The organism is Mesorhizobium newzealandense, from assembly GCF_042682145.1.
GTDB lineage: Bacteria > Pseudomonadota > Alphaproteobacteria > Rhizobiales > Rhizobiaceae > Mesorhizobium > Mesorhizobium newzealandense.
This window is the reverse complement of sequence record NZ_JBHUGZ010000007.1, coordinates 688,788-712,792: the sequence shown is the minus strand read 5'-3', so window position 1 is coordinate 712,792 and position 24,005 is coordinate 688,788. Positions and strand designations below refer to the sequence as shown.

General features: G+C 61.8%; 20 protein-coding genes. 3 read left to right on the top strand and 17 right to left on the bottom strand.

Going from position 1 to position 24,005, the window contains the following annotated elements; all coding sequences use genetic code 11:
- Positions 1 to 2: 2 nt before the first annotated feature.
- Both ACFSOZ_RS12345 and ACFSOZ_RS12340 read right to left on the bottom strand, forming a co-directional pair.
- Positions 3 to 2,006: a hypothetical protein gene (locus ACFSOZ_RS12345; protein ID WP_379097762.1), complete on the bottom strand. Its 2,004-nt coding sequence runs from the start codon at positions 2,004 to 2,006 to the stop codon at positions 3 to 5.
- Positions 2,003 to 3,535 (bottom strand): NAD(P)H-hydrate dehydratase, encoded by a 1,533-nt coding sequence (locus ACFSOZ_RS12340; protein ID WP_379097759.1) that lies wholly within the window; start codon positions 3,533 to 3,535, stop codon positions 2,003 to 2,005. The genes ACFSOZ_RS12345 and ACFSOZ_RS12340 overlap by 4 nt, the downstream gene beginning before the upstream one ends.
- Before the next feature lie 359 nt (positions 3,536 to 3,894).
- Here ACFSOZ_RS12340 and ACFSOZ_RS12335 point away from each other — a divergent pair, with 359 nt between their 5' ends.
- The gene (locus ACFSOZ_RS12335) at positions 3,895 to 4,233 is read left to right on the top strand and encodes a P-II family nitrogen regulator (RefSeq protein WP_006205430.1); all 339 of its coding nucleotides are present in this window, start codon (positions 3,895 to 3,897) and stop codon (positions 4,231 to 4,233) included.
- A gap of 64 nt (positions 4,234 to 4,297) precedes the next feature.
- The gene (gene glnA, locus ACFSOZ_RS12330) at positions 4,298 to 5,707 is read left to right on the top strand and encodes a type I glutamate--ammonia ligase (RefSeq protein WP_379097757.1); all 1,410 of its coding nucleotides are present in this window, start codon (positions 4,298 to 4,300) and stop codon (positions 5,705 to 5,707) included.
- Between the two features lie 744 nt (positions 5,708 to 6,451).
- Here the strand turns inward: glnA and ACFSOZ_RS12325 are convergent.
- Together ACFSOZ_RS12325 and ACFSOZ_RS12320 are read right to left on the bottom strand one after the other, a co-directional pair.
- On the bottom strand, positions 6,452 to 6,916 hold the full coding sequence (locus ACFSOZ_RS12325; protein ID WP_379097754.1) for a hypothetical protein: 465 nt from the start codon (positions 6,914 to 6,916) through the stop codon (positions 6,452 to 6,454).
- A 166-nt stretch (positions 6,917 to 7,082) separates the two neighbouring features.
- On the bottom strand, positions 7,083 to 8,123 hold the full coding sequence (locus ACFSOZ_RS12320; protein ID WP_379097751.1) for a glutamine synthetase beta-grasp domain-containing protein: 1,041 nt from the start codon (positions 8,121 to 8,123) through the stop codon (positions 7,083 to 7,085).
- Positions 8,124 to 8,439: 316 nt separating this feature from the next.
- On the opposite strand from ACFSOZ_RS12320, the gene ACFSOZ_RS12315 reads away from it, so the two are divergent.
- Complete coding sequence (locus ACFSOZ_RS12315; RefSeq protein WP_379097749.1) at positions 8,440 to 8,637, top strand: DUF2735 domain-containing protein; 198 nt, start codon at positions 8,440 to 8,442, stop codon at positions 8,635 to 8,637.
- 88 nt (positions 8,638 to 8,725) lie between these two features.
- On the opposite strand, the gene ACFSOZ_RS12310 is transcribed toward ACFSOZ_RS12315, so the two are convergent.
- From ACFSOZ_RS12310 to ACFSOZ_RS12250, 13 genes are all read right to left on the bottom strand, one after another.
- On the bottom strand, positions 8,726 to 10,615 hold the full coding sequence (locus tag ACFSOZ_RS12310; protein WP_379097746.1) for an MFS transporter: 1,890 nt from the start codon (positions 10,613 to 10,615) through the stop codon (positions 8,726 to 8,728).
- A 192-nt stretch (positions 10,616 to 10,807) separates the two neighbouring features.
- On the bottom strand, positions 10,808 to 11,599 hold the full coding sequence (locus ACFSOZ_RS12305; RefSeq protein WP_379097743.1) for an ATP12 family chaperone protein: 792 nt from the start codon (positions 11,597 to 11,599) through the stop codon (positions 10,808 to 10,810).
- An 11-nt stretch (positions 11,600 to 11,610) separates the two neighbouring features.
- Complete coding sequence (locus ACFSOZ_RS12300; RefSeq protein WP_379098187.1) at positions 11,611 to 12,483, bottom strand: DMT family transporter; 873 nt, start codon at positions 12,481 to 12,483, stop codon at positions 11,611 to 11,613.
- A gap of 47 nt (positions 12,484 to 12,530) precedes the next feature.
- Entirely contained in the window at positions 12,531 to 13,511 is a 981-nt protein-coding gene (locus ACFSOZ_RS12295; protein ID WP_023757961.1) for an RluA family pseudouridine synthase, read from the bottom strand.
- Positions 13,512 to 13,571: 60 nt separating this feature from the next.
- Complete coding sequence (gene crcB / locus ACFSOZ_RS12290; protein ID WP_379097740.1) at positions 13,572 to 13,946, bottom strand: fluoride efflux transporter CrcB; 375 nt, start codon at positions 13,944 to 13,946, stop codon at positions 13,572 to 13,574.
- Positions 13,947 to 13,978: 32 nt separating this feature from the next.
- Positions 13,979 to 14,350 (bottom strand): DUF779 domain-containing protein, encoded by a 372-nt coding sequence (locus ACFSOZ_RS12285; protein ID WP_379098184.1) that lies wholly within the window; start codon positions 14,348 to 14,350, stop codon positions 13,979 to 13,981.
- Between the two features lie 123 nt (positions 14,351 to 14,473).
- Positions 14,474 to 15,991, bottom strand: a complete 1,518-nt coding sequence (gene adh / locus ACFSOZ_RS12280; protein ID WP_379097737.1) for an aldehyde dehydrogenase — start codon at positions 15,989 to 15,991, stop codon at positions 14,474 to 14,476.
- Positions 15,992 to 16,133: 142 nt separating this feature from the next.
- On the bottom strand, positions 16,134 to 17,105 hold the full coding sequence (locus tag ACFSOZ_RS12275; RefSeq protein ID WP_379097735.1) for a helix-turn-helix domain-containing protein: 972 nt from the start codon (positions 17,103 to 17,105) through the stop codon (positions 16,134 to 16,136).
- Positions 17,106 to 17,281: 176 nt separating this feature from the next.
- Complete coding sequence (locus ACFSOZ_RS12270; RefSeq protein WP_379097732.1) at positions 17,282 to 18,940, bottom strand: hypothetical protein; 1,659 nt, start codon at positions 18,938 to 18,940, stop codon at positions 17,282 to 17,284.
- Positions 18,941 to 19,279: 339 nt separating this feature from the next.
- Positions 19,280 to 20,110: an aspartyl/asparaginyl beta-hydroxylase domain-containing protein gene (locus tag ACFSOZ_RS12265; RefSeq protein WP_379097728.1), complete on the bottom strand. Its 831-nt coding sequence runs from the start codon at positions 20,108 to 20,110 to the stop codon at positions 19,280 to 19,282.
- Positions 20,111 to 20,293: 183 nt separating this feature from the next.
- Positions 20,294 to 20,971, bottom strand: a complete 678-nt coding sequence (locus tag ACFSOZ_RS12260; protein WP_379097726.1) for a DUF930 domain-containing protein — start codon at positions 20,969 to 20,971, stop codon at positions 20,294 to 20,296.
- Between the two features lie 5 nt (positions 20,972 to 20,976).
- Complete coding sequence (locus ACFSOZ_RS12255; protein WP_379097723.1) at positions 20,977 to 22,284, bottom strand: replication-associated recombination protein A; 1,308 nt, start codon at positions 22,282 to 22,284, stop codon at positions 20,977 to 20,979.
- Positions 22,285 to 22,326: 42 nt separating this feature from the next.
- Positions 22,327 to 23,814 (bottom strand): DegQ family serine endoprotease, encoded by a 1,488-nt coding sequence (locus ACFSOZ_RS12250; protein ID WP_379097721.1) that lies wholly within the window; start codon positions 23,812 to 23,814, stop codon positions 22,327 to 22,329.
- Between the last annotated feature and the right edge of the window lie 191 nt (positions 23,815 to 24,005).

Here is a 24,005-nt window from a genome sequence, read left to right as displayed (position 1 = left end):
GGTTATTCTACTTCCGCCGCACCAAACCCCGCTCCCATGGTGGCACGGACGGAACTGCTCCAGGGCGTCGCATGGTTGTCGATGCGCATCTGGAAGATGAAATAGGTCGGCGAACAGAAGCCGATGCCCCTGATCTTGCCGATGCCAGGCGTATCGGGCGGCAGCGATTGACACATATAGTCCTCGCGGCAGAAATGATCGGCCGAACAGGCCGGTCGGTTGCCGCGATTGACGGCGCCGCCAAGGCATTGGTCGAAATTGTTGGTGGCGACGCAGATGTCGAATTTCTTGCCGCCGACCAGCCCGCAGATCTCGTTCGGCATCGGCTTGCCGGCTTTGAAGGCCGCGAAGACACGGTCCTTGTCGTCGCAGCCGCGATAAGCAATTCCGGCAGGCACACCGATCTTCGGCGGACGGCAGGTGTAAGCGGTGCGGGAGACGTCCGGTGCGAAAGCCGCGAACTGGCCCGATATGCTGTAGCGGTCGTTGAACGGCTGCGCTTCGTTGCTGGCGATCGAGCCGGTCAGGCAGGGATGGCCGGAAAACATCTTTTCGCTGTCCTTGGGCAGCAGGCATTGTGCCAGCTTGGTCCGCACCCCCGATGCCGTCGCCAGCGGCGTGCAGACCGTGCCGCTGCCGCACTGCCAGGTGGTGCCGAAGCGGGCGGCATCTTCCGGCATCAGGCACGGCATTGCCATCTCTGCCGGCGCGTAGTCGACCGCGCCGGCGTCCGTCCAGGCAGCCGGCGGTGCAAAGGAGAGCGGACGGAAGCGGTTCGGCTCCTTGCCTTGCGCCATGGCGCGCAGCCAAGCCTGACGGCGCGGGATTTCGGCGTGAAGATGCGGCGAAATGCCGACCTCGATGCGGTTCAACGGCGACGTCGTCTTGTCGTCGAGACCAATGAAGTGGAACCCCGCCGTCGAACCAGCCTGATGGCACCCCTGGCAGGCGCCATTATCCAGCCGCTCGACCAGCGCTTCCGGCGTGCGCACCAGTTTCAGCCCGGAATAATCGAGCGACGCGAATTCCCCGGGTTGGAACAGCGGCGTGAACGGGTGGTTGGCCTGCCGCGCACTGCCGAAGGTCGACCAGGAGATCACCTTTCGGGCCAGGAACTCGTCGGGGATTTCGTAGACGCCTTCATCGATCGCCGGCAGATTGGCGGTGACATAGGCGGCGAGCTGTGCCTTCAGCGCCGCGTCTTGCGAGAGCCTTGCGGTGTCTGGCGTATTCTCCAGCGGCTTCTCGCTGACCGTCCCGCCATCGATACCCAATATCCGCATGAGATAGGCGGCCTGGCCACCGAACTCGGTTTCCTGGCCGGAGGGAAAGCGCACCACCTGTGCGTTGAGTTCCAGCTGCTTGAAGGTCAGCCCGGCTTTCTCCAGCGGTCCGCCGGTCAGCCAGCCGGCATCGACGGTCTCGTCAAGCTGTGGCGTCCAGCGTCCGGCAATGCCGACGCAGCCGCCGTCGGCATCGGGCGCCGCGCTGTAGACGGCGTTGAAATTGAACGGCAGGCGCGACGCCAGCAGCTTGCTGTTTTTCCGGAAACTGTAGGCAAGGCGGTAGATGAAGCGCACCTCGCCGCAGCTCTTGTCACCGAGCACGGCGGCGAAGTCGCGACGGTCGAGCCGGTTGACGACGCCGACCAGCCGGAAACGCGCGGCATCGGTCTTCAGCCAGCGCATGTCCATGATGCGGCCGACATTGCCGTCGGTAACCTCGTAGAGCGGCCGCCCGCCGGCCTTCATGTCGGCGCGCAGTGCGGCAACATCGGCCGCTACCGTGTCGACGACAGCGTGATAGGCCGGCGCCTTGTCGTAGAGGGCTTTCAGATCGCCCTCGCCCGCTGCGCCAAAAAGATCGGCAAAGCCATAACCCTTGGCATCAAGTGCGGCGAGCACGGCCGGATCATCCACGATCGTCACGGGACCTTCGGCGCGCGCTGCATGCACCGCGAAGACGACAAGGACGGTGGCGAGCAGCCGAGCCAGGGCGCGGCTCATCGAAGGTCCGGTTGGTTTTCGACCAATTCGCGCAGCACCGGCACCATTGCCATCGGCAGGTCCTCGGCAATCAACCCGGGACCGAAGCGGCGGCCGGCTTCAGCGTGGATCCAAACCGCGGCGCAAGCAGCGTGGAAAGGCGCCATGCCTTGCGCCAGCAGCCCGGCAACGATACCCGACAGAACGTCGCCCGATCCAGCCGTGGCGAGCCAGGGTGCGCCATTGGCGTTGATCGCCGCCCGGCCGTTCGGCGCCGCGATCACCGTGTCGGCACCTTTGTAGACGACAATGGCATTGGCACGCGCTGCGGCTGCGCGGGCCTTGGCGAGCTTCGACAGAGTTTCGTCGCCGGCGATATCAGGGAACAGCCTGGCGAACTCACCGTCATGCGGCGTCATCACCAGGGCAGGAGCGTTCGGTTGGCGAGAAGCTTCAAACATGACGTCGGGCGCCTCGCGAAATGAGGTGATCGCGTCGGCGTCGAACACGAGGCCGTCAATTCGGGTTGACGTATCCCGTAGGTGGCCCGAGGTAAGCAGCGCGAGTGCAAATTTCCGCGTCCTTTCGCCAACGCCGAAACCTGGCCCGAGAACAAAGGCCGACGGCCGGCGTTCGCCGATGAACGCGTCGATGTCGACGCTGTCGTCGGCCTTGCGCAACATGACTGATGTGAGATGTGCAGCATTTACCTGCATGGCATTGGCTGGCGACAGCACGGTGACCGCCCCTGCCCCGCTTCTCGCCGCGGCAAGTGCCGACAGCCGCGCCGCGCCCGTTGCGCTGGGACCACCGGAAAAGACGCCGACATGGCCGCGCTTGTACTTGTGTGCGTCGACCGCCGGCACTGGAAATTCCTGCAACCACAGGTCCGGCCCGTTCTCGAAGGTCGACACGGTCAACTGGGCAATGATGCCGTCGCCGATGCCGATATCGGCGAGCACGATTTCACCGCATTGCCCGCGTCCCGGGAGCAGCAGGTGCCCAGGCTTTTTTCGCGCGAAGGTGACGGTGACTTCGGCGCGAAACGCCCTGCCCATTATTTCACCGCCGGCTCCCGAGACACCCGACGGCAGATCGACCGCGACCACCGGCAGGTGCAGGGCTGTTGCGGTATCGACGGCTTTCGCAGCATCGCCGGACAGCGGCTTGGACAGCCCTGCCCCATAGAGCGCGTCGACCACGATCGAGCCGGCCCCGGCATCGAAACCAGACAGAGGCCGAGGCTTGAGCGGACATAGCGCGGCGGCGAGCGCCGCATCGCTTTCCGGCCTCGGCGTGCCACTTGCCCAGATCGTCGTGACGACGCCGCTGCCGGCCAGGATGCGGGCAACGACATAGCCATCACCGCCATTGTTGCCAGGTCCGCAGAGCACATGGACATGCGTGGCCGCCGGATAGCGCTTGAGCACCTCGGCCGCGACCGCTTCGCCGGCACGGCGCATCAGGCCGATACCGTCGGTTGGACCGGCGGCAATCGTCAGCCGATCGGCCTCGCTCATTTCGGCCGGGGAAAGAAGTTCGTTGCTCATGGATTGCCGATCCGCATTCGATCAAGCATTGTCCAATTTTCGATCCGAAGCAAACAAAGGGGAGTTGGCAAAATTTACCGCCATATTGTCGGGAGGAAGGCATCGCAGGCACAAAACTGCCCGCCGAATAGGCGATATGCCTAATTGTTATGCGGACGCAGGTGCTAGCGCTGTGTCGGCTCCAGCAGCCCATGCCGCACCTGATGCAGTGAATGACGCGAATTTGCATCCCGGCGCGGTGAGGCTTTGAAATCGTATGAGCCCGCTTCGAATCCATCGAATTGGCACAGTTCGTGCTTGATGGAGGCGCAAGCGGGGGCTCACAACCCGTTTTTTTGGCAGTGGAGGCCACTTTTTACATGAAAAAGATCGAAGCGATCATCAAGCCATTCAAGCTGGACGAAGTGAAGGAAGCGCTTCAGGAAGCCGGACTGCAAGGCATCACTGTCACCGAGGCCAAGGGCTTCGGGCGTCAGAAGGGCCATACCGAACTCTACCGCGGCGCCGAATATGTCGTCGATTTTCTGCCCAAGGTGAAGATCGAGGTCGTGCTTGGCGACGACGCGGTCGAAGGTGCGATCGAGGCCATCCGCAAGGCGGCCCAGACCGGCCGTATCGGAGACGGCAAGATCTTCGTCTCCAACATCGAGGAAGTCGTGCGAATCCGCACTGGCGAAACCGGCATGGACGCGGTCTGATCCACCCCGGCAATCTTCTGAAAACGTCATCATCAAAAAACGTCATCACACAGGGATAAATGACATGACGACAGCCAAAGACATCATGAAGCAGATCAAGGACAACGACGTGAAATTCGTCGACCTGCGCTTCACAGACCCGAAGGGCAAGCTGCAACACGTGACGATGGATGTCATCGAGGTCGAGGAAGACATGTTCGCCGATGGCGTGATGTTCGACGGCTCTTCGATTGCCGGCTGGAAGGCCATCAATGAGTCCGACATGGTGCTGATGCCCGATCCGGACACGGTTCATATGGATCCGTTCTTCGCGCAGTCGACCATGGTCATCCTGTGCGACATCCTCGATCCGGTGTCGGGCGAATCCTACAACCGCGATCCGCGCGGCACTGCCAAGAAGGCCGAGGCCTATATGAAGTCGGAAGGCATCGGCGACACCATCTATGTCGGCCCGGAAGCCGAATTCTTCGTGTTCGACGATGTGAAGTACAAGGCCGACCCGTACAATACCGGCTTCAAGCTCGATTCCACCGAACTGCCGTCGAACGACGACACCGACTACGAGACCGGCAATCTCGGCCACCGTCCGCGCATCAAGGGCGGCTATTTCCCGGTGCCGCCGATCGATTCCGCACAGGACATGCGCTCCGAGATGCTGACCGTGCTCGCCGAGATGGGCGTGCGCGTTGAAAAGCATCACCACGAGGTGGCTGCTGCCCAGCACGAACTCGGTATCAAGTTCGACACTCTGGTCCGCAACGCCGACAAGATGCTGATCTACAAGTATGTCGTGCACCAGGTCGCCAACGCCTATGGCAAGACAGCCACCTTCATGCCGAAGCCGATCTTCGGCGACAACGGGTCGGGCATGCACGTCCACCAGTCGATCTGGAAGAACGGCAAGCCGACCTTCGCCGGTAACGAATATGCCGGCCTGTCGGAAAGCTGCCTGTTCTACATCGGCGGCATAATCAAGCACGCCAAGGCGATCAACGCTTTCACTAACCCGCTGACCAATTCCTACAAGCGCCTGGTTCCTGGCTACGAAGCGCCGGTGCTGCTCGCCTATTCGGCGCGCAACCGCTCGGCGTCCTGCCGCATCCCGTTCGGCTCGTCGCCCAAGTCCAAGCGCGTCGAGGTCCGCTTCCCCGATCCGGGCGCGAACCCCTACCTCGCTTTCGCCGCCATGCTGATGGCCGGCCTCGACGGCATCAAGAACAAGATCCATCCCGGCCAGCCGATGGACAAGGATCTCTACGACCTGCCGCCGAAGGAACTGAAGAAGATCCCGACCGTCTGCGGTTCGCTGCGCGAAGCGCTGCAGAGCCTCGACAAGGATCGCGGCTTCCTGAAAGCCGGCGGCGTATTCGACGACGACCAGATCGACAGCTACATCGAGTTGAAGATGGCCGAGGTGATGCGCTTCGAAATGACCCCGCACCCGGTCGAGTACGACATGTATTACTCGGTCTAAGATTCGCCATACTATGCAAGCCCTTGAAAGATTTACCTCTTTCAAGGGCTTTTTGCTGCGCTCCGATAGCCGCATACCGCGATCGGTCGCGCTGCCGATCGGTCGCGCTGTTGTCGCGCAACAGTTGGGCCGAGCATTGCGTTTTGATTTTTCGACGATCGTTCGCATGCCGAGGCTTATGAGCCCTTTGGCAGGCCCAGCACGCCAGTCTTGATGACGCGTGTCCCAGGCTAAGCAATGTTCGGTGGACGATGAAGGGTGGCCATTCGGTCGCCAACATTAGAGCCAGGAGCGAGCGGAGCACTGCCTCAGGCTACAGTGACCGCTCGTCCGGCGCCCACGCCTATGCCGCCGTTCAAGTAAACCCCGCCCGTCCGAACAGCATTGCGTGACGTAACCCCAAGACTTGCGAAGTCGCATGCTGCACTGCGATCTGTCAACGCCGCTCAGCGGGGGTGCGGATCGCCGATTTTGACGCTTGAGCAGAGACTTATGCAATGGAGCGCAAGTACGCAGAGTCGCCGAAACAGGCTGTTTTCTGCGGTTTTTTGGGCTTTCGTGGTCCGCGACACGGCCTCACAGGAAGCCGCGCACCAGCCCGGATCGTCACCTCCCGACGGTCCTCGCAGCGATCTTTCCGCCTGACTTTTTTTGGGGGCTTTTGTCCAGCAAGGGCATCCCCACAAAAGAACCCCGGCCTGGGCCGGGGTTCCTACAGGAGCAGACCGTCGGAGGGACGTGGATCTACCCTGCAAGCTCGTCGGGACCATGCAGGTTCCAGTCCGTTCGCCTGGCCAGGACCAGCAGGTAATAGACCGCCGCCACGACCATGATCAGACCCGTGGCGATCAGACTCGAACGGCCGAAGCCGACGTCCAGGTAGTTCTGGTAAGCGACGTAGATCAGCGACAGGAGGGCGAGGACGGCCGGGACCGGGAACAACGGCATGCGATAGTGCCCGCCATCGGTGGTGCCGCTGCGGCGGCCGACAAACGCCGCCACGCACAACAAGGCATAGATCACCACCAGCGACGTGCCGCTGACGAGCAGCAGCAGGTTGATGTCGATGAAGCAGGCGGCAGCCGCCAGCACCGCAACGACGCTGGTGGCGATCCAGAGGGAAGCGTAGCTGCCATGGACCGAGGCAACGGCAGCGTTGATCGGACCGAACCAGGTCGCCAACCAGGAGATGATTGGACGCGACGGCAACCTCACACCTGCCCTGCCCCATGCGAAGGTCGTTGCTGCACTGAAGGCGCGTGGCATTGTCGCCGGCTGAGGTCGGACACACCGCGCCTTTCCCGCTCGATCCGGCAGCTGCAACAAAAAAGCCCCGGCGCGAACGCCGGGGCTTTCTTCATCTATGCCGAAACGCTTACGCTGCTGCCGAAACCTGGGCGCTCGCCGGTACCGAGGCGATCGTCTTCAGGATCTGCGAGGCGATCTGGTAGGGGTCGCCCTGCGAGTTCGGACGGCGGTCTTCCAGATAACCCTTGTAGTCGCTCTTGATGAAGGAATGCGGCACGCGGATCGAAGCACCGCGATCGGCAATGCCATAGCTGAACCTGTTCCACGGCGCGGTCTCATGCTTGCCGGTCAAACGCTTGTCGTTGTCCGGGCCGTAGACGGCGATGTGATCCATCAGGTTCTTGTCGAAGGCTGCCATCAGCGCTTCGAAATAGGCCTTGCCGCCGACTTCGCGCATATAAGCGGTCGAGAAGTTGGCGTGCATGCCCGAGCCGTTCCAGTCGGTGTCGCCGAGCGGCTTGCAATGGTATTCGATATCGATGCCGTATTTCTCGGTCAGGCGCTGCATCAGGTAGCGGGCCATCCACATCTGGTCGGCGGCCTTTTTGGAGCCCTTGCCGAAAATCTGGAATTCCCACTGGCCCTTGGCCACTTCGGCATTGATGCCTTCGTGGTTGATGCCGGCGGCGAGGCAGAGGTCGAGATGTTCCTCAACGATCTGGCGCGCGACAGAGCCGACATTGGAGTAGCCGACGCCGGTGTAGTACGGGCCCTGCGGCGCGGGATAGCCGCTCTCGGGGAAGCCGAGCGGGCGGCCGTCCTTGTAGAAGAAATATTCCTGCTCGAAACCGAACCAGGCGCCCTCGTCGTCGAGGATGGTGGCGCGCTTGTTGGAGGCATGCGGCGTAACGCCATCGGGCATCATGACTTCGCACATCACGAGCACGCCGTTCGTGCGGGCCGGGTCCGGATAGACCGCGACCGGCTTCAGCACGCAGTCGGAGCTGTGGCCCTCGGCCTGCATCGTCGACGAACCATCAAAGCCCCACAGTGGCAACTGCTCGAGCGTCGGGAATTCGGCAAACTCCTTGATCTGCGTCTTGCCGCGGAGATTGGGGACCGGGGTGTATCCATCGAGCCAAATGTACTCGAGCTTGTATTTCGTCATTCTAGCCTCTCGTTGCTTGATCACCGAACACTGGACGGCGTCGACATGCGTCTGCCGCCAGCAGCCGGCCTGCCGGATTACTAAAATGCAATTCGTGTGCCACTCTTGGTCTGGAGGGTGCGGCAAAATTGACGCGGCATTCGGTTGAAGTCGGCAAGCCGCCTAAGCAATGCGTCCTGATCAATCACAGTCGCAATGCGCACAAATAATGGGCAAATGCTGATCTTTTCGTAGGCATATTGCCTAACTTGATTGCAGACCTTATCTTCGAGACAAGTTGAATCGACAAGGTTCGGCAGAAGAAAGGAGCCCGACAATGGAAATCATTTCCACGCGTCCGTCGGCCAAAATTCTGATGTTCCCGGCGGCAGCGCGCATCTCTGCCTCAAATTTAAGCGGCAAGGCTAAGTTTGCAGCAGAGCTTGCCTCGCTGCGCGGTGTTCGGGCGGATTTCGGCGACGGCTGGTATCACGAGGCGGCCATAGAGGACGCGAGGCAGGACCGGCAAAGCTAACCGCCTGTCCTCGTCGCATATCGCCATGCATTGAAAAACCCGGCGCGATCGCTCGCGCCGGGTTTTCTATAGACTAGGGAGTGGTCGGTTACTGCTTGGTGTTCAGATCGGTTCCAAGCGTATCCCTGACGAAGATCATGCCGATGACCAGCGACATCGCGGCGATGATCACCGGATACCACAGACCATAGTAGATATCGCCCTTGTAGGCACTGAGTGCGAACACAGTCGCCGGCAGCAGACCGCCGAACCAGCCATTGCCGATGTGATAGGGCAACGACATGCCGGTGTAGCGGATGCGGGTCGGGAACATCTCGACCAGGATCGCGGCAATCGGGCCGTAGACCATGGTCACGAACAGGACCAGGACGAACAGGATGCCGATCGTCATCGGCCAGTTGATCGCCGCCGGGTCGGCGAACATGGCGAAGGGGCCGCCACCCGGTATGTTGTAGACGGTGACTTCAGGGGCGCCCGCGGCCTCATCCTTGGTCAGGATCTTGTCCTTGATCGCCTGGTCGACCGGAACAGTCGCCTTCTCGCCGGCGCGGATGGCGGCGGCATCGAGCTTCAACTCCGGATTGGCGGCAACAAAAGCATCGAGCTTCTGGTCCGACACTTTGATCGCCGCGCGCTTCAGCGGATAGCCGCCATCCTGCAGCGACATGTTGACGGCCTTGACGAAGGCGGCATCCTTGGCTTTCGCCTGATCGCCGGCGGCGATCGCATCGTAGGAGTCCACCGTTTCATTGCCGATCTTGACCGAAGCCGCAGTTCCGGCCGCAGCCGTCGACACCACGTCATAGGGAACCGAGTTCTTGGTCAGGAACGAGGTCGCGATGTCGCAGGACGTCGTGAACTTCGCCGTGCCGACCGGATTGAACTGGAATCTGCAGTCGCCGGGTGCCGCCGTCACCGTTGCACGCGTGTTCTGCTGGGCCTTGGCGAGCGCCGGATTGGCGGACCAAGTCAGCGCCTTGAACAGCGGGAAGGTGCAGACGATCGCTAAAGCGAGACCCGCCATGATGATCGGCTTGCGGCCGATCTTGTCGGAGAGCCAGCCGAAGACGACGAAGAAGATCGAGCCGAGGGCGAGCGCAATGGCGATCATGATGTTGACCGATTGGGCTTCGACCTTGAGCACGTTCTGCAGGAAGAACAGCGCGTAGAACTGGCCATTGTACCAGACCACGGCCTGACCGGCGGTAAGGCCGAGCAGCGCCAGGATCGCTATCTTGGCATTCTTCCACTGGCCAAAGGCTTCCGAAAGCGGCGCCTTGGAACCCTTGCCTTCGTCCTTCATCTTCTGGAAGGTCGGCGACTCGGAGAGAGACAGCCGGATCCAGATTGAAACGGCAAGCAGCACGAAGGAGACGATGAAAGGAATGCGCCAACCCCAGGCGGCGTAGTTTTCCTTGGTCAGTGACGCCTGCACGATCAGGATGACGATCAGCGACAGGAAAAGGCCGAGCGTCGCCGTCGTCTGGATCCATGACGTGTAGAAACCGCGGCGGTCATCAGGCGCGTGCTCGGCGACATAGGTCGCCGCACCGCCATATTCACCACCGAGCGCCAAGCCCTGCAGCATGCGCAGGATAATCAAGATCACGGGAGCCGCGATGCCCAAAGTCGCATATCCAGGCAGCAGGCCGACCAGGAAGGTCGATAGGCCCATGATCGTCATGGTGACGAGGAATGTATATTTGCGGCCGACAAGGTCGCCGATGCGGCCGAACAGCAGCGCACCGAACGGGCGGACCAGGAAGCCGGCCGCGAAAGCCAGCAGCGCGAAGATGTTGCGCGTCGCCTCCGGAATGGTTGGACTGAAAAAGGTCGAACCAATGAACACCGCCAGCGAGCCGTAGAGATAGAAATCGTACCATTCGAAAACGGTTCCGAGCGAGGAAGCGAAGATGACCTTCTTCTCTTCCCGCGTCATGCCGCGGCTTGCTCCGCCGGCAGTCGATGCCATTGCCATAGAATTGTCCTCCCGTGAGACCCATTGCCTCGATGCTGCGTGTCATTGTCCGCGTTCTCCTCCGAACACAGACTCAAGCACAGCGATCACGGAAAAAATGACAGAAAGCGCGCGCCAATGTCAGCGCGTCTTTGGGATTATGACTTTGGTATTAGGTGCACTGCGGGATGCAACGGGGCAAGCGGTGGAGCGTCAGCCCTTGAGCGCTTCCAGCAGACTGACGGCAGCCATCATGTCGCGCTTGCGGGCCGAGCGGCGCGCGACCGCCTCGGCGTCCTGTCCCCAATGCTCGATCTGCCAGTCCTCGTCGACATGGCCGGCGGCCCAGGCACCCTCGGCATCGAGTTCGCCGAAATCGACAGCCAGCGCCAGCAGCGCCGAACCGGTCAGCGAGGTCATGACATGGATGGCGGCGAGCCGCAGCGCGTCGGCCCGCTGGGCAAGGTGGCTGCCCAGTATGGCAATGGCTTCGCGCGGCTGCTCGACATGGATGATCCCCTCGGCGAGATTGAACCTTGCCCCGAGGCTGCCGCGCGCCCAATCGAGGACCGGGTCCCAATGTTCGTTCTGCCGCTCCACCAAGCCTTGCGGCACGTCGGCGCGATAGCAGAGCAGATCGGACGACGCGAAGCGCAGGATGTCCTCCAGCACCGCCTGCGGATCGCTGGCGACACCGTCGATGGCGGTGTTGACGAGGCGCATCACCGGCATTGTCACCGGGTTGATGGTTTCGCCTTGCGCGGCGAACTCGTCGGCGACGAGCGCAGCCGCCGCCTCGGTGGGCAGTGCCAGCAGCGCCTTGCCCGGCGTACGCACCGGCTTGCCGTCGAGATGCACGGCAAAGCCGTCTCCCACTGGTGCGACCGAGACGGTCTTGTAGAAGCGCTTCGGCAGATGCGTCTTCATCTGGATCTGGGCGCGGCGGACCGGATCCGGATCGGAAAGATATTTGCCCGCTTCGAGGTCGTTGAGGATGTCGCGCATAACAGTCTCTCTTACACGGGCGTCAGCTTGCGCCCCGGCCGGTTGACGATGATCAGGCCGGCGGCAATCAGGCCCAGAGCCAGGAAAATGCGCATGGTCAGCGGCTCATTCAAGAACATGGCGCCGCACAGCACGCCGAAAACCGGCGACAGGAAGGTGAAGCTGGACAGGCCTGACGCCGGATAGCGCCGCAGCAGCCAGAACCAAAGCACATAGGTGAAGGCGACGATGTAGACCGCCTGGAAAAGCAGGGCCAATGTCGACAGCACGCTGGGGTCGCGAACGGGCGGACCGGCGAGAGGCAGCACCAGCACGCCGACGATTGCGGCCCCGGCGAGCTGGTAGAGAAGCAGCTTCTCGGCGCTCGTCTCGACCAGCTTCGAGCGCTTGATGAGGATGTTGGTCAAAGCCCAGAAAAATCCGGAGCCGAGGCTCAGGAGGTCGCCGAACAGCATGTCCCCGCCACCGCCAAGCTTGTCGGAAAAGACCGCGGCAAGGCCGGCAAAAGCCAGCAGCAGACCGAGGAACTTGCGCAAGGTGATCTGCTCGCCCAGCAGGAAGTGGCCGCCGATCAGCATCCAGAACGGCATTGTGTTGACCAGCAGCGTGTTGCGGGCAACGGTCGTGTGCTCCAGGCCTACATAAAGAAAAAGGAACTCGACGCCGAAAAGCGCGCCGACCGCGATGCCGGCGAGCAATGTCCCATCGCGCGTGAAAAGCGCGATGCCACGCCAGCGGCACCAGGCGAAGACGCACAAGCCGCCGATGATCGAGCGCGCGATCGACAGGAAGACAGGATCGTAACCGGCGTAGGAGATCTTGGCGGCGACGTAGTTCAGTCCCCAGGAAAACGTCAGGCCGACCATGATTGCGGCGGCCGCCATGTCGACCGTGTCGCGCCGGTCGAGCGTATCGGTGGCGCCGCTCACGATCAGTCCTCCGCGCTGGCGTCGTCAAAGCCGATCAGGTTCCAGCTCTGGCGCATATGCGGCGGCATCGGTGCGGTGACATCGATAACGCCCTTGTCCGGGTGTGGAATGATGATGCGGCGCGCATGCAGATGCAGGCGGTTTTGTATGCCGCCGGGAAAATCCCAGTTGGTGTCGGCCTCGAAATATTTCGGGTCGCCGAGGATCGGGCAGCCGATATAGGCGGCATGGACACGAAGCTGGTGCGTGCGGCCGGTATAGGGCTCCATTTCAAGCCAGGTCATCGTCTGCGCCGCCTGCTCGATGATGCGGTAGTAGGACACGGCGTGGTCGGCGCCCTTTTCGCCATGCGCGGCGACGCGCACGCGATCGCCATCGGGCGTCGGCTCCTTGATCAGCCAGGTCGAGATCTTGTCCTCGCGCTTGGGCGGCACGCCCTTGACCAGCGCCCAATAGGTCTTCTTGGTCTCGCGGGCGCGAAACGCTTCGGCGAGCTTCATGGCGGCTAGCCGGGTGCGGGCGACGACCAGCACGCCCGAAGTGTCGCGGTCGAGCCGGTGGACCAGCCGCGGCTTCTCGCCCTTCTGGTTGCGCCAGGCCTCCAGCATGTCGTCGACATTGCGGGTGACGCCCGAGCCGCCCTGCACCGCAAGGCCGGCCGGCTTGTTGAAGACGAAGACCTTGGGATCTTCATGGATCAGCATTTTCGCCAGAACGTCGGCGTCGCCCTGATTGCGGATCGAGTGACCGGTCAGCGCACTCTCGCCCTTCTTGTCCACTTCCAGCGGCGGAACGCGGACCATCTGGCCGGGTTCGACACGGGTGTCGGCCTTGACGCGGCCGCCATCGACGCGGATCTGGCCGGAGCGCAGCAGCTTTTGCAGGTGGCCGAAGCCGAGGCCCGGGAAATGGGTCTTGAACCAGCGGTCGAGCCGCATACCCGCCTCGCCGGCCTCCACTGTGATCTGTTCAACGCCTGCCATATTTTTTCGCTTATCCGTTTCCCGAGCAGGGTTCGGCCCGCTCTCGGCGCGGCAATAACATTATGAAACGGTTCTTGCGAGCCAAAGTCCCAGAAACAGGGCGATAATGGCGCCAATAACGCTGGCAAGGGCATAGGCTAGCGCCGGCAGTGTGGCTCCCCGTTCCCACAAGGTGGCGAAATCGAGCGAAAACGCGGAAAAGGTGGTGAAGCCGCCAAAGATGCCGGTGGCGACGAACAGCCTGAGCTCGTTCGAACCGCCGCGGCGCGCCAGGGTGGCGATGAACAGGCCCATGGCGAACGAGCCGACGATGTTGATGGCCATCGTGCCCCAGGGATAGTTGGGGCCGACAAGGCGCAGCGCGCCGATGTTGGTGAGCTGACGAATGCCGGCGCCGATACCGCCGCCGACCACAACGAGAAGCAGATTGAACATAACCGTTTACTGCCCCCACAAGGGCGGTCTGGTCAATCCCCAGTGCGTGCGGCCGCCGGCACGGCGCAGACAATCGAGCGCGTCAGGAACCGCCTCTCGCGCCCATTGTCGAGCGAGAACATGCCGCCCCTGCCCGGCACCACGTCGATGATGAGATCGGTGTGCTTCCAGACCTCATATTGCGAGGCGCTGATATAGATCGGCGTCTCGCCGATTTCGCCCAGCATGACATCATGGTCACCGACGATGAAATCGCTTTGCGGATAACACATTGGCGAGGACCCATCGCAACAGCCGCCCGACTGGTGAAACAGCACCGGACCATGGTCGGCGATGATTTCGGCCAGAAAGGCCCGGGCCGCCGGAGTGGCCGAGACTTTTCCCAGGGAAACCTTGTCGAGCATGCCGTCCTCCACCACGAAGCGCCCTTGTTCACGAAGAGACAGGGGCGCGGCCATGTCAGCCGCGCCCCTTGCCTGGATCACGCATGATCTTCGGAAAGCATCATGCGCCGCCTCGGCAGGCGATCAGAAGAAGCCGAGTTTCTTCGGGCTGTAGCTGACCAGCATGTTCTTGGTCTGCTGATAGTGGTCGAGCATCATCTTGTGGTTCTCGCGGCCGATGCCCGATTGCTTGTAACCGCCGAACGCCGCATGCGCGGGATAGGCATGGTAGCAGTTGGTCCAGACGCGGCCGGCCTGGATGGCGCGGCCGAAACGATAGCAGCGGTTCGCGTCACGGCTCCAGATGCCGGCGCCGAGACCGTAGAGCGTGTCATTGGCGATCGCCAGCGCTTCGTCGTCATCCTTGAAGGTGGTCACAGACACCACGGGTCCAAAAATCTCCTCCTGGAAGACACGCATCTTGTTATGGCCCTTGAACACGGTCGGCTTGACGTAATAGCCGCCGGCCAGATCACCCGGCAGATGGTTCTGCTCGCCGCCGATCAGCACTTCGGCACCTTCCTGGCGGCCGATGTCGAAGTAGCTCAGGATCTTCTCCAGCTGCTCGCCCGATGCCTGGGCGCCGATCATCGTCGCCGGGTCGAGCGGATCGCCTTGGACGATCGCCTCGACGCGTTTCAGCGCACGTTCTATGAACTTGTCGTAGATCTTCTCATGCACCAGCGCCCGGCTTGGGCAGGTGCAGACCTCGCCCTGGTTGAGCGCGAACATGACGAAGCCTTCAATCGCCTTGTCGAAGAAGTCGTCGTCCTCGGCGGTCACATCCTGGAAGAAGATGTTGGGCGACTTGCCGCCGAGTTCGAGCGTCACCGGGATGAGGTTCTGGCTGGCATATTGCGAGATCAGCCGGCCGGTCGTCGTCTCGCCCGTGAAGGCGATCTTGGCGATGCGGTTCGAGGACGCCAGCGGCTTGCCGGCCTCGAGGCCAAAGCCATTGACGATGTTGAGCACGCCGTCGGGCAACAGGTCGCCGATCAGGTCCGCCCACAGCATGATGGTGGCGGGCGTCTGTTCGGCCGGCTTCAAGACGACGCAATTGCCCGCGGCAAGTGCGGGCGCCAGCTTCCACACTGCCATCAGCAGCGGGAAATTCCACGGGATGATCAGGCCGACGACGCCAAGCGGCTCATGGAAATGATAGGCGACGGTGTCATGGTCGATCTCGGAGATGCCGCCTTCCTGGCTACGCACGGCGCTGGCGAAATAGCGGAAATGATCGATGGCCAGCGGCAGGTCGGCGGCGGTCGTCTCACGGATCGGCTTGCCATTGTCCCAGGTCTCGGCGAGCGCAAGGAGATCGAGATTGTCCTCCATGCGGTCGGCAATGCGGTTGAGGATTAGCGCGCGAGCGGCAACACTTGTCTTGCCCCAGGCATCCTTGGACTTGTGCGCGGCGTCGAGTGCCGCCTCGATGTCCCTGGCGTCGGAGCGAGCGATCTCGCCCAGCGGCCGGCCCGTGACCGGCGATATGTTGTCAAAGTATTTTCCGGAAAGCGGAGCGACCCATTTGCCGCCGATGTAGTTGTCGTAGCGCTTGGCAAAGGGAACCTTGGCCGTGCGGGAAAATTCTACCTTGTTCATTCGTCTTCCTCCCAACGAGCAGCGCCGCGGGATGCGGCGCGTCGTTGGCAAGAGTTGCGGATGGGGTCGGACTTGTCAGCCCCGGCCAAGCACTCGCCGGCGCCAACTGTCGCAGATCTGCGACAGTTGCGAGTTGGAAAGCTCAGTGCGGCCGGCGGATGCCGAAGCGGGTGAGCTTGCGATGCAAGGTGGCGCGAGAAATTCCGAGATTGCTGGCGGCAGCCGACACATTGCCTTGGGCGCGCGCAATGGCACGCTGGACCACGCCGCGCTCTGCTTCGTCCAGGTCTTCGGCGGGTCTGGCCGAGTCGCCAAGAATATCAGCGGCCGGCAACCCCTTGGCCAAGGCCTGCTGGGTGATGCCGAGAGCGAGGCGCGCCGAACGCGTCGCGCCCACCACCAGATCGTCGGCATCGACGGCGATCAGCGCGCCGGTGCTGCGCTCGGCGACCGGTGCCAGCAAGATGCGGGCGTTGGCAAACCTCAGGCGAAAATTCTCGGCTTCGATGCGGCGCGCGGCATCGCCAACCGCAATGGCGATCAGGTTGACAAAGCCTTCGGTCAGGTCCGACCGGCAAGACGAGACATCGAGTGCTGCCGCCAGATTGCCTTCGTGATCGTAGATCGGCGCGGTGGTGCAACTGAGCAGCGTGTTGCGCGCGAAGAAATGCTGATCGCGGTCAATGGTGAGCGCGCGCTGGTCGGCAAGGCAGGTGCCGATGCCGTTGGTGCCCTCGGAGTCCTCGCTCCAGACGGTGCCGGTCCACAGGCCCCACTCGTCGAACGTGTCGTCGTCGGCGACAGCGCCGCGGCGTTCGACCGGGATGCCTTCGCGATCGGCAAGCAGCACGCAGCAGCCGACACCGCCAACGGCCAGATAGAGACGATCCAGGCTCGCATCGGCGGCGCGAAGCAATGGTTCCATGCGTTGCCTTGCTTCGCTCAGCTCGCCCGCGGTCAGGCGTCGTGGCGCCTTGCGCTCGGCCGGATCGAGACCGTGCAATGTGAACGAGCGCCGCCAGGAGGCGACCAACGCCGAGCGCGCCGCATCGCTGCTGGCGAGGGACGCCTGGATGTAATCCGCATGATGACCCGTCGGCTGCCGTCCGCTCACCTTATCCTCCCAAGGCGACTGTCGCTCCAACTCAAACGCTGCGTTATATCCGTTTAGATATATCCGCCGCATTGAGTTGTAGGGATCACGCGTCGATGAGGCTATAGGACGATGGTCCAACGACAGCCCCGGGGAGTGGCCGCACAGGCCCTGCCCGGTCGCGATCGCCCTGGTCGTCACCACTCAGGCGTTGTCCAGCCCGGGTATTTTTTCCGGAACTCGCTGTAAAGGGCGTCGATTTCCGCTTTGCTGACCGGGCGCACCTGTTCGTAAAGGTAGCCCTTGACGTCGTCGGACAAGCGGTATGCCGCAATGCGCTTGTAGGCGGCACCAATGCCTTTCCCTTCGACAATGTCCTGGTCCGGTATCGTAACGCAGATCTGCGCACCCGGTTGCAGATGCGTCACGGGAGGATCGGTTACGACGACATATCTGGATTTCAGCGCTTCCGGCCTGAATCGATCGCGACTGTCAACCTGGCAAGACCATTCGATACGAGGGTAAAGGTCCTTGTCCATTTCAAACAACAGCGAGTCATTCATGACCGCGCCTGAGGCAAATACCGAAAACCGGTCCTCAGGTCGCATCTCCCTGACAAGATCGTCGGTAAGGCGCCGGTATTCAGGAAGATTGTCGAGGTGGAGAGGAAGCGTGGCTTCCCGGGCAAAAACATAGCCGACCGGTGACAGCACTTGGCGGCCGAACGGGAAAAAGGTACCCAAATAGGCAGACCCGGCGACAACGGCTATGGCGACGGTTGACCATCGCGATCTCAGCGCCGGCATCGAAACGATCGCAACGATTGCCTGGGCGTATGCCGGAAAGAGCCAAAGAAACATCGGCATTGAATGGTGGCGGTCCGGATCCTGCGTCCGGGTAAAGATGAGGAAGGTCAATACCGAGGCAACAGCACAGAACAGAACAAAGCTGTTGCGCCGTATGACTGAGATATAGAAACCGAATAGGATCAACAGCCAGTTCACATAGCTGAGCCGGGATCCCACCTGGTCAACCTGCGAAACGAAGTCCGTTTTGTAGCCGCTGTAAAGGTCACCATAGCTGGTCCCCAGGATCTTGAGGATCAGGGGTTGCTGGAAGGCCAATGCGGCTCCGGCAATAACCAAAATCGCACACACACCGCCTAACACGGCGTTCCGGAGTGCCGCAAAATCGCGGTCCTTCGCGACCTGCAACAAACAAAACGCAGCCGCCGAAAGTCCGAGCCCTATGACGGAAAACGCATACCAGCGGCGCAGCATGAACGCCAACCACAGGGACACACCGACGCGTATTCCGCTGATCACCGGTTCCCGAGCGAGGAACCTTGAGTTCCAAAGAAAGTAGGTTGCCGCGGAAAGCGCGAGACAACCGGCGACATCCGGCAAGCCACGAAGCGTCGCCGCCCAGAACGGTGTGTACAGAAAGGCCGCAATCCAGACGGCAGGCCAGCCTCGGGAAGAAGATGTCTCGGAGGCCGCCTGCACATAGCTCATTCTTCCTATGAAAAGAGCGGTGGGGACCAGGTAAACCGTGACTATTCCGGCGACGTATGAAAGCCTTGAACCGCCAAAAACCATGTGAAACGGCATCAGGGGCACCAGAATTGCCACACTGTAATCATCCGTTCCGATTGAGGTCCTCAATTGGCTCAGCCACTGGAGAGGACTCTCGACCAAGAGAGCGCCTTGCCGATTAAACGTGTCGAAATAGGCAGCGAAGTCCCAATAGTAGACTGACTGTTCGAGGCTTATGTATAGGGCGGCAAAAGCAACGCCTAGCAAAACGGTGCATATGTAGATTCTTTGCCAGAATCCGAGGATTTCGTTCTTCGTCACTTGAGGCCGCCAAGGAGGGAAGAGGCAGGACTGTCGAGGTCAAACCGGGACCCCGCCGATGCAGCCAAGGGCCGTTCCGGCAAATAGAAATCCCACGCGATTCGTATCGGGAACTATTGAGCTTGACGGGGATGTATACTTGAACGGGTGGCCACCGCAAGCGTTGAGAGCGCCTTCAGAAGCCCGCGAGGATAGCGTTTTCCAAACCGGCTTTCAGTATATCAAGGCTTGGCGATGCACGGGGCGGTGGCATGAGTAGCGCGCAAACATGGCTAATTCTTGGACCTATAAGCCCCCCAAATGCGGCCGGCAGCGCCGGCAGCATTGATGATTTCAACCTCAGGTCGTCCCGACTTTCTTCGGCTTGCTCGAACCGATCATCTTCCAGTTCTTGTAGAACATCGAGTTGATGCGCTCGACGCTCACCGAGACGACAGCCAGCATGCCCGCGATCAACCCGGGAACCGGGGATGGGCGAATGATGTCCATGAACACGCAGTAGCGGCGGCCGTCATACTCGTTGACCGAGCGATGCAGCAGCGTGTCGTCGAAGATGAACAGCGGATTGTCATACCAGTAGTTCTTGACGTTGCCGCATTCGACGAAAATCTCCGACTTCACCGGGATGAGATTGTAGAGAATGCGCAGGCTGAGCCGCAGCGGCCCGAAGTGCCATGACGTCGATTCGCGCTTGCTGAAGACGGAAACAGCGATCGTCTTGATGTATTTGAAATCCTTGTTGAACTCGGCGACGTTGTCGATCTTGTGCTTGCCGTACCACTGATAGACATACATGCCGCGTCGGCCGGCGCCGAAATTGGCGTCGATATCGGCGATGATCTCGTCCTTGCGCGCCTTGAAGATGTCCAGGACCTCATTGACCTCACGCTGATAGTCGGCGGGAAATTGCTCCAGCTTCCAGACGCCGGGATTCCTGTAGCACAAGAGATCGACCAGCAGGTTGAAGGGCGAAAGCAGCCAGGTGAACAGGCCGTTGCCGAGGAAATAGCCGCTGAACAGCGACAGATCCTTGCGGTCGTTGCGCAGGACATCGATGAGGCCGAGGACGATAAAGACCGAAGTCAGGATCGGGATGAAATAGAAGCCAAGGGCGAGAAGCGGGATGGCAATGGCGAATTTGCGAAGGGTTTTGCGAAGGGTTTTTGTCATTTTTCCACGCGCGAAGCGCGATCCTGTTGCGAAAGAGTAGCGCCAAAATCATGGCATCGACCACCGCCCGGCCGTGCGCCTTGATAAGGTTTTTTGGGTCCCCGCACAACGCCCCCATCGCGGCCGACGCTCCAGCGCCTTGAGCGTTTTGGCAGTGCGAACGCGATCCGGGGCTAACGTCGGTCAATGCACCGCCGGCAAACCAAGTTCGTCCCATTTCTCCTTGGCCACGGGATCACCGACCAGAAACTCGAAGCCGATGACGCTTTCGCCGTCTTTCGCGAGCTGGCATTTGAACTTCAGGCCGTACCAGTTTCTCCGGCTGCGGAAGGCAGCACCATTGGCGGCGATCGTCGTGCCGGCAATCTTTTCTTCGACTGTGGCGTAAGGCACCACCCGCTCGGGCTGGAAATCCGTACGCCATTTGCGGATCTGATCCATGGCTTCGAGATTGCACAGCTGAACCATGCGCTCGTCGGAAGCAAAGGTAGCGAGGTCGGCGCGCGCCTGCCGGCTGCGCGGATCGGCCAGCGTCTTGGCCGACAGCATTTCGGTCGGGCGGATCATCGCCGGAGCTGTGGGCGGTTGCGCCCTGAGCGTGCCTAGAGCAGGCGGAGGCACCGCTGCAGGCGCCTCGGGCTGTGCCGGTGCCGCTGGAGCAGGTGGCGGCCTGGTCGCCGCCTCGAACTGCCGAGGCGTCAAGATGTCGACCGACACCCGCTCCTCCTCCAGCCGCTTTGGCCGCTTTGGCAACGGCATCAAGGCCAGCATCGCAGCCAGCAGCGTGTGGAGTACGACCGAAGCGGAAATGCCCCAGGGCGAAACCTCGTTTCGAAGCGTGACGACGACCGGGCCACGCAAGCCAGCTATTCCCGCTCTTTGCGCAGCTTCGCCCAATAATCGAGCCGCTTTCTGATGTCGCGCTCGAAGCCGCGTTCAGGCGGATCATAAAAGGTCTGTCGGCCCATCTTCTCGGGAAAATAGTCCTGGCCCGAAAAGGCATCCGGCTCGTCATGGTCGTAGCGGTAGCCGGCGCCGTAATCCTCCTCCTTCATCAGCTTGGTCGGCGCGTTGAGGATGTGCTTCGGCGGCAGCAGCGAGCCATGTTCCTTCGCCGCACGCGTGGCTGCCTTGAAGGCGGTGTAGACGGCATTGGATTTGGGCGCGGTGGCGAGATAGACGGTGGCCTCGGCAAAGGCGAGTTCGCCCTCGGGCGAGCCGAGATAATCGTAGGCGTCCTTGGCGGCGTTGGCGATGACCAGCGCCTGCGGATCGGCGAGGCCGATGTCTTCCATGGCCATGCGCACCAGCCGGCGGCCGAGATAGAGCGGATCCTCGCCGGCATCGAACATGCGCGCGAGATAATAGAGCGCGGCGTCGGGATCGGAGCCACGCACCGATTTGTGCAGCGCCGAGATCAGATTGTAATGGCCGTCCTGGCCCTTGTCGTAGATCGGCGCCCGGCGTTGGACGATACGCTGCAGACCCTCGGGATTGAAAATCTCGCCTAGCTTTGCAGCCCGCCACACCTCTTCGGCAAGCGTCAGCGAGGCGCGGCCATCGCCGTCGCTCATGCGGATGAGCATCGCCCTAGCCTCGTCATCAAGCGGCAGCGCCCTGCCCTCGGTCTCCTCGGCCCGCGCCATCAGCTTGGCGATGCTTTCCTCGCCCAATGAGTGGAAGACCAGCACGCGGGCGCGCGACAGCAACGCGGCATTCAGTTCGAAGGACGGGTTTTCGGTGGTGGCACCGACGAGCACGACGGTCCCATCCTCCATGACCGGGAGAAAGGAATCCTGCTGGGCGCGGTTGAAGCGATGGATCTCGTCGACGAACAGCAAGGTCTGGCGTCCATTGGTGCGGCGCAGCTTGGCAGTTTCGAACACCTTTTTCAGGTCGGCGACGCCTGAAAACACCGCCGATATCTGCTCGAAGGCGAGGCTGGTTTCACCGGCCAGCAACCGCGCCACAGTCGTCTTGCCTGTGCCCGGCGGCCCCCAGAAGATCATCGAGCCGAGCGAACCCGAACCAATCAGCCGGGTCAGCGCGCCGTCAGGGCCGGTCAGATGCTCCTGGCCGACGACCTCGCCAAGATTCTTCGGCCGCAGCCTGTCGGCCAGCGGCCGCCCGGGCGGCGCCCTTTCAGGTTCATCGACGCTGAACAGATCGGCCATGCACTTCTTTTTGGTTGGAGCATGAGCCCGAAGGGACCTGCCCTAATAACGCAACACCTGACGCAGTATCTGCCCGCCGCGCTCGACGGTAAAGCGCCACCAGCGAGTATCCGCCTTGGCGGCTTGCTCCAGGGTCGCCGCGGTATCGATGGTGGTGCCGTTCACCTCGCGCACGATGTCGCCCGGCTGGAAGCCGAAATCGGCGGCCGGCGAATCGCGGTTGATGTCGACCACGGTGACGCCCTTGATGTCGGTGCGCAGGCCAAGCTTCTGGGCGAGCCGGGGCGACAGTTCGGCGACCTTGGCGCCGGAGAACGGGCTGCGGCCGTGCAGCGTGACTTCAGCAGCCTTCATGCCTTCCGGAGCGCGTTCCAGCGCGATGTCCATGGCCGCCTGCTGGCCCTTGGTCAGAACCGCGAAGTTGGCATTGGTGCCGATCGACAGCGTCGCCATCCGGTAATCCAGCGCTTCGATGCTCTCGACCGGCTTGCCGTTGAGCTGCAGCACGACATCGCCGGGCTTGAGCCCCGCCTTGGCGGCCGGTCCGGTCGCCTCGACCGACGAGACCAGCGCGCCGGTCGGCTTCTCCATGCCGAGCGATTCGGCGATCTGCGGCGTCACCGCTTCGAACTCGGCGCCGATATAGGGCCGTTCGAAGAAATCCAGTCCGGCCTTGGCCGCGTCGGCGAAGGCGCGCACCATGTTCGCTGGAATGGCAAAGCCGATGCCGATCGAGCCGCCACTGCGGCTGTAGATGGCCGTGTTGATGCCGACCAGTTGGCCGCCCATGTTGATCAGCGCGCCGCCGGAGTTGCCGGGGTTGATGGCAGCGTCGGTCTGGATGAAGAAGCTCGAATCGGACACGCCGATATGGCTTCGGGCAAGGGCTGAAACGATGCCGCTGGTGGTGGTCTGGCCGACACCGAAGGGATTGCCGATGGCCAGCACCAGATCGCCGACCTCAAGCGCGTCGGAATCGCCGATGGCGATGACCGGAAACGGCTTGTCGGCGGAGATCTTGAGCACCGCGAGGTCGAGCGTCTCGTCCTTGAGCATCACCTTGCTGTCGAATTCACGACCGTCAGCGGTCGCCACCTTGACCTGATCGGCATCCTTGATGACGTGGTAATTGGTGACCACGATGCCGGTCGGATCGACCAGCACGCCGGAGCCGAGCGAGGACTGGGCGCGCGGCTGCGAGCGGCCGAAGAATTCCTCGAAGAACGGATCGCCGTCGAAAGGCGATGTCACCTTGGCGGTCTGCGAGGCATAGACATTGACCACGGCCGGCGCCGTCTGCTTGACCAGCGGTGCGAACGACAATTGCACTTCCTCGCGGCCGAACGGCACGCGCTTGTCGGGACCGGACGTGGAGTTCTCGCCTTCGACGCCATGCAGCAGGTCGGTCAGCACGTCGGACAGGCCGGGATCGGTCTTGGTTTCTTCGGCCAATGCCTGCCTGACCACCGGTGCGGCTGCGAACGCCATCATGGCGCAGAGCAGAACAAGGGACAGTCGGTTGGCGCGCATTCACGAATCCTCCAAAGCAAGTTCGGGGGCATTGTCCCGACGATTGTGCAAAATGAAAGGCTAAGCCGCTGAAATCCGATTATTTTGTGCAGCAAAGCAGCTATAGGTCGACCTGAACCTGAAAACCCTCGTCAGCCCTCATGAAAAGACAGTTCGTTTCATTCCGTGACTTTTTGAGGACCGGCAAACTG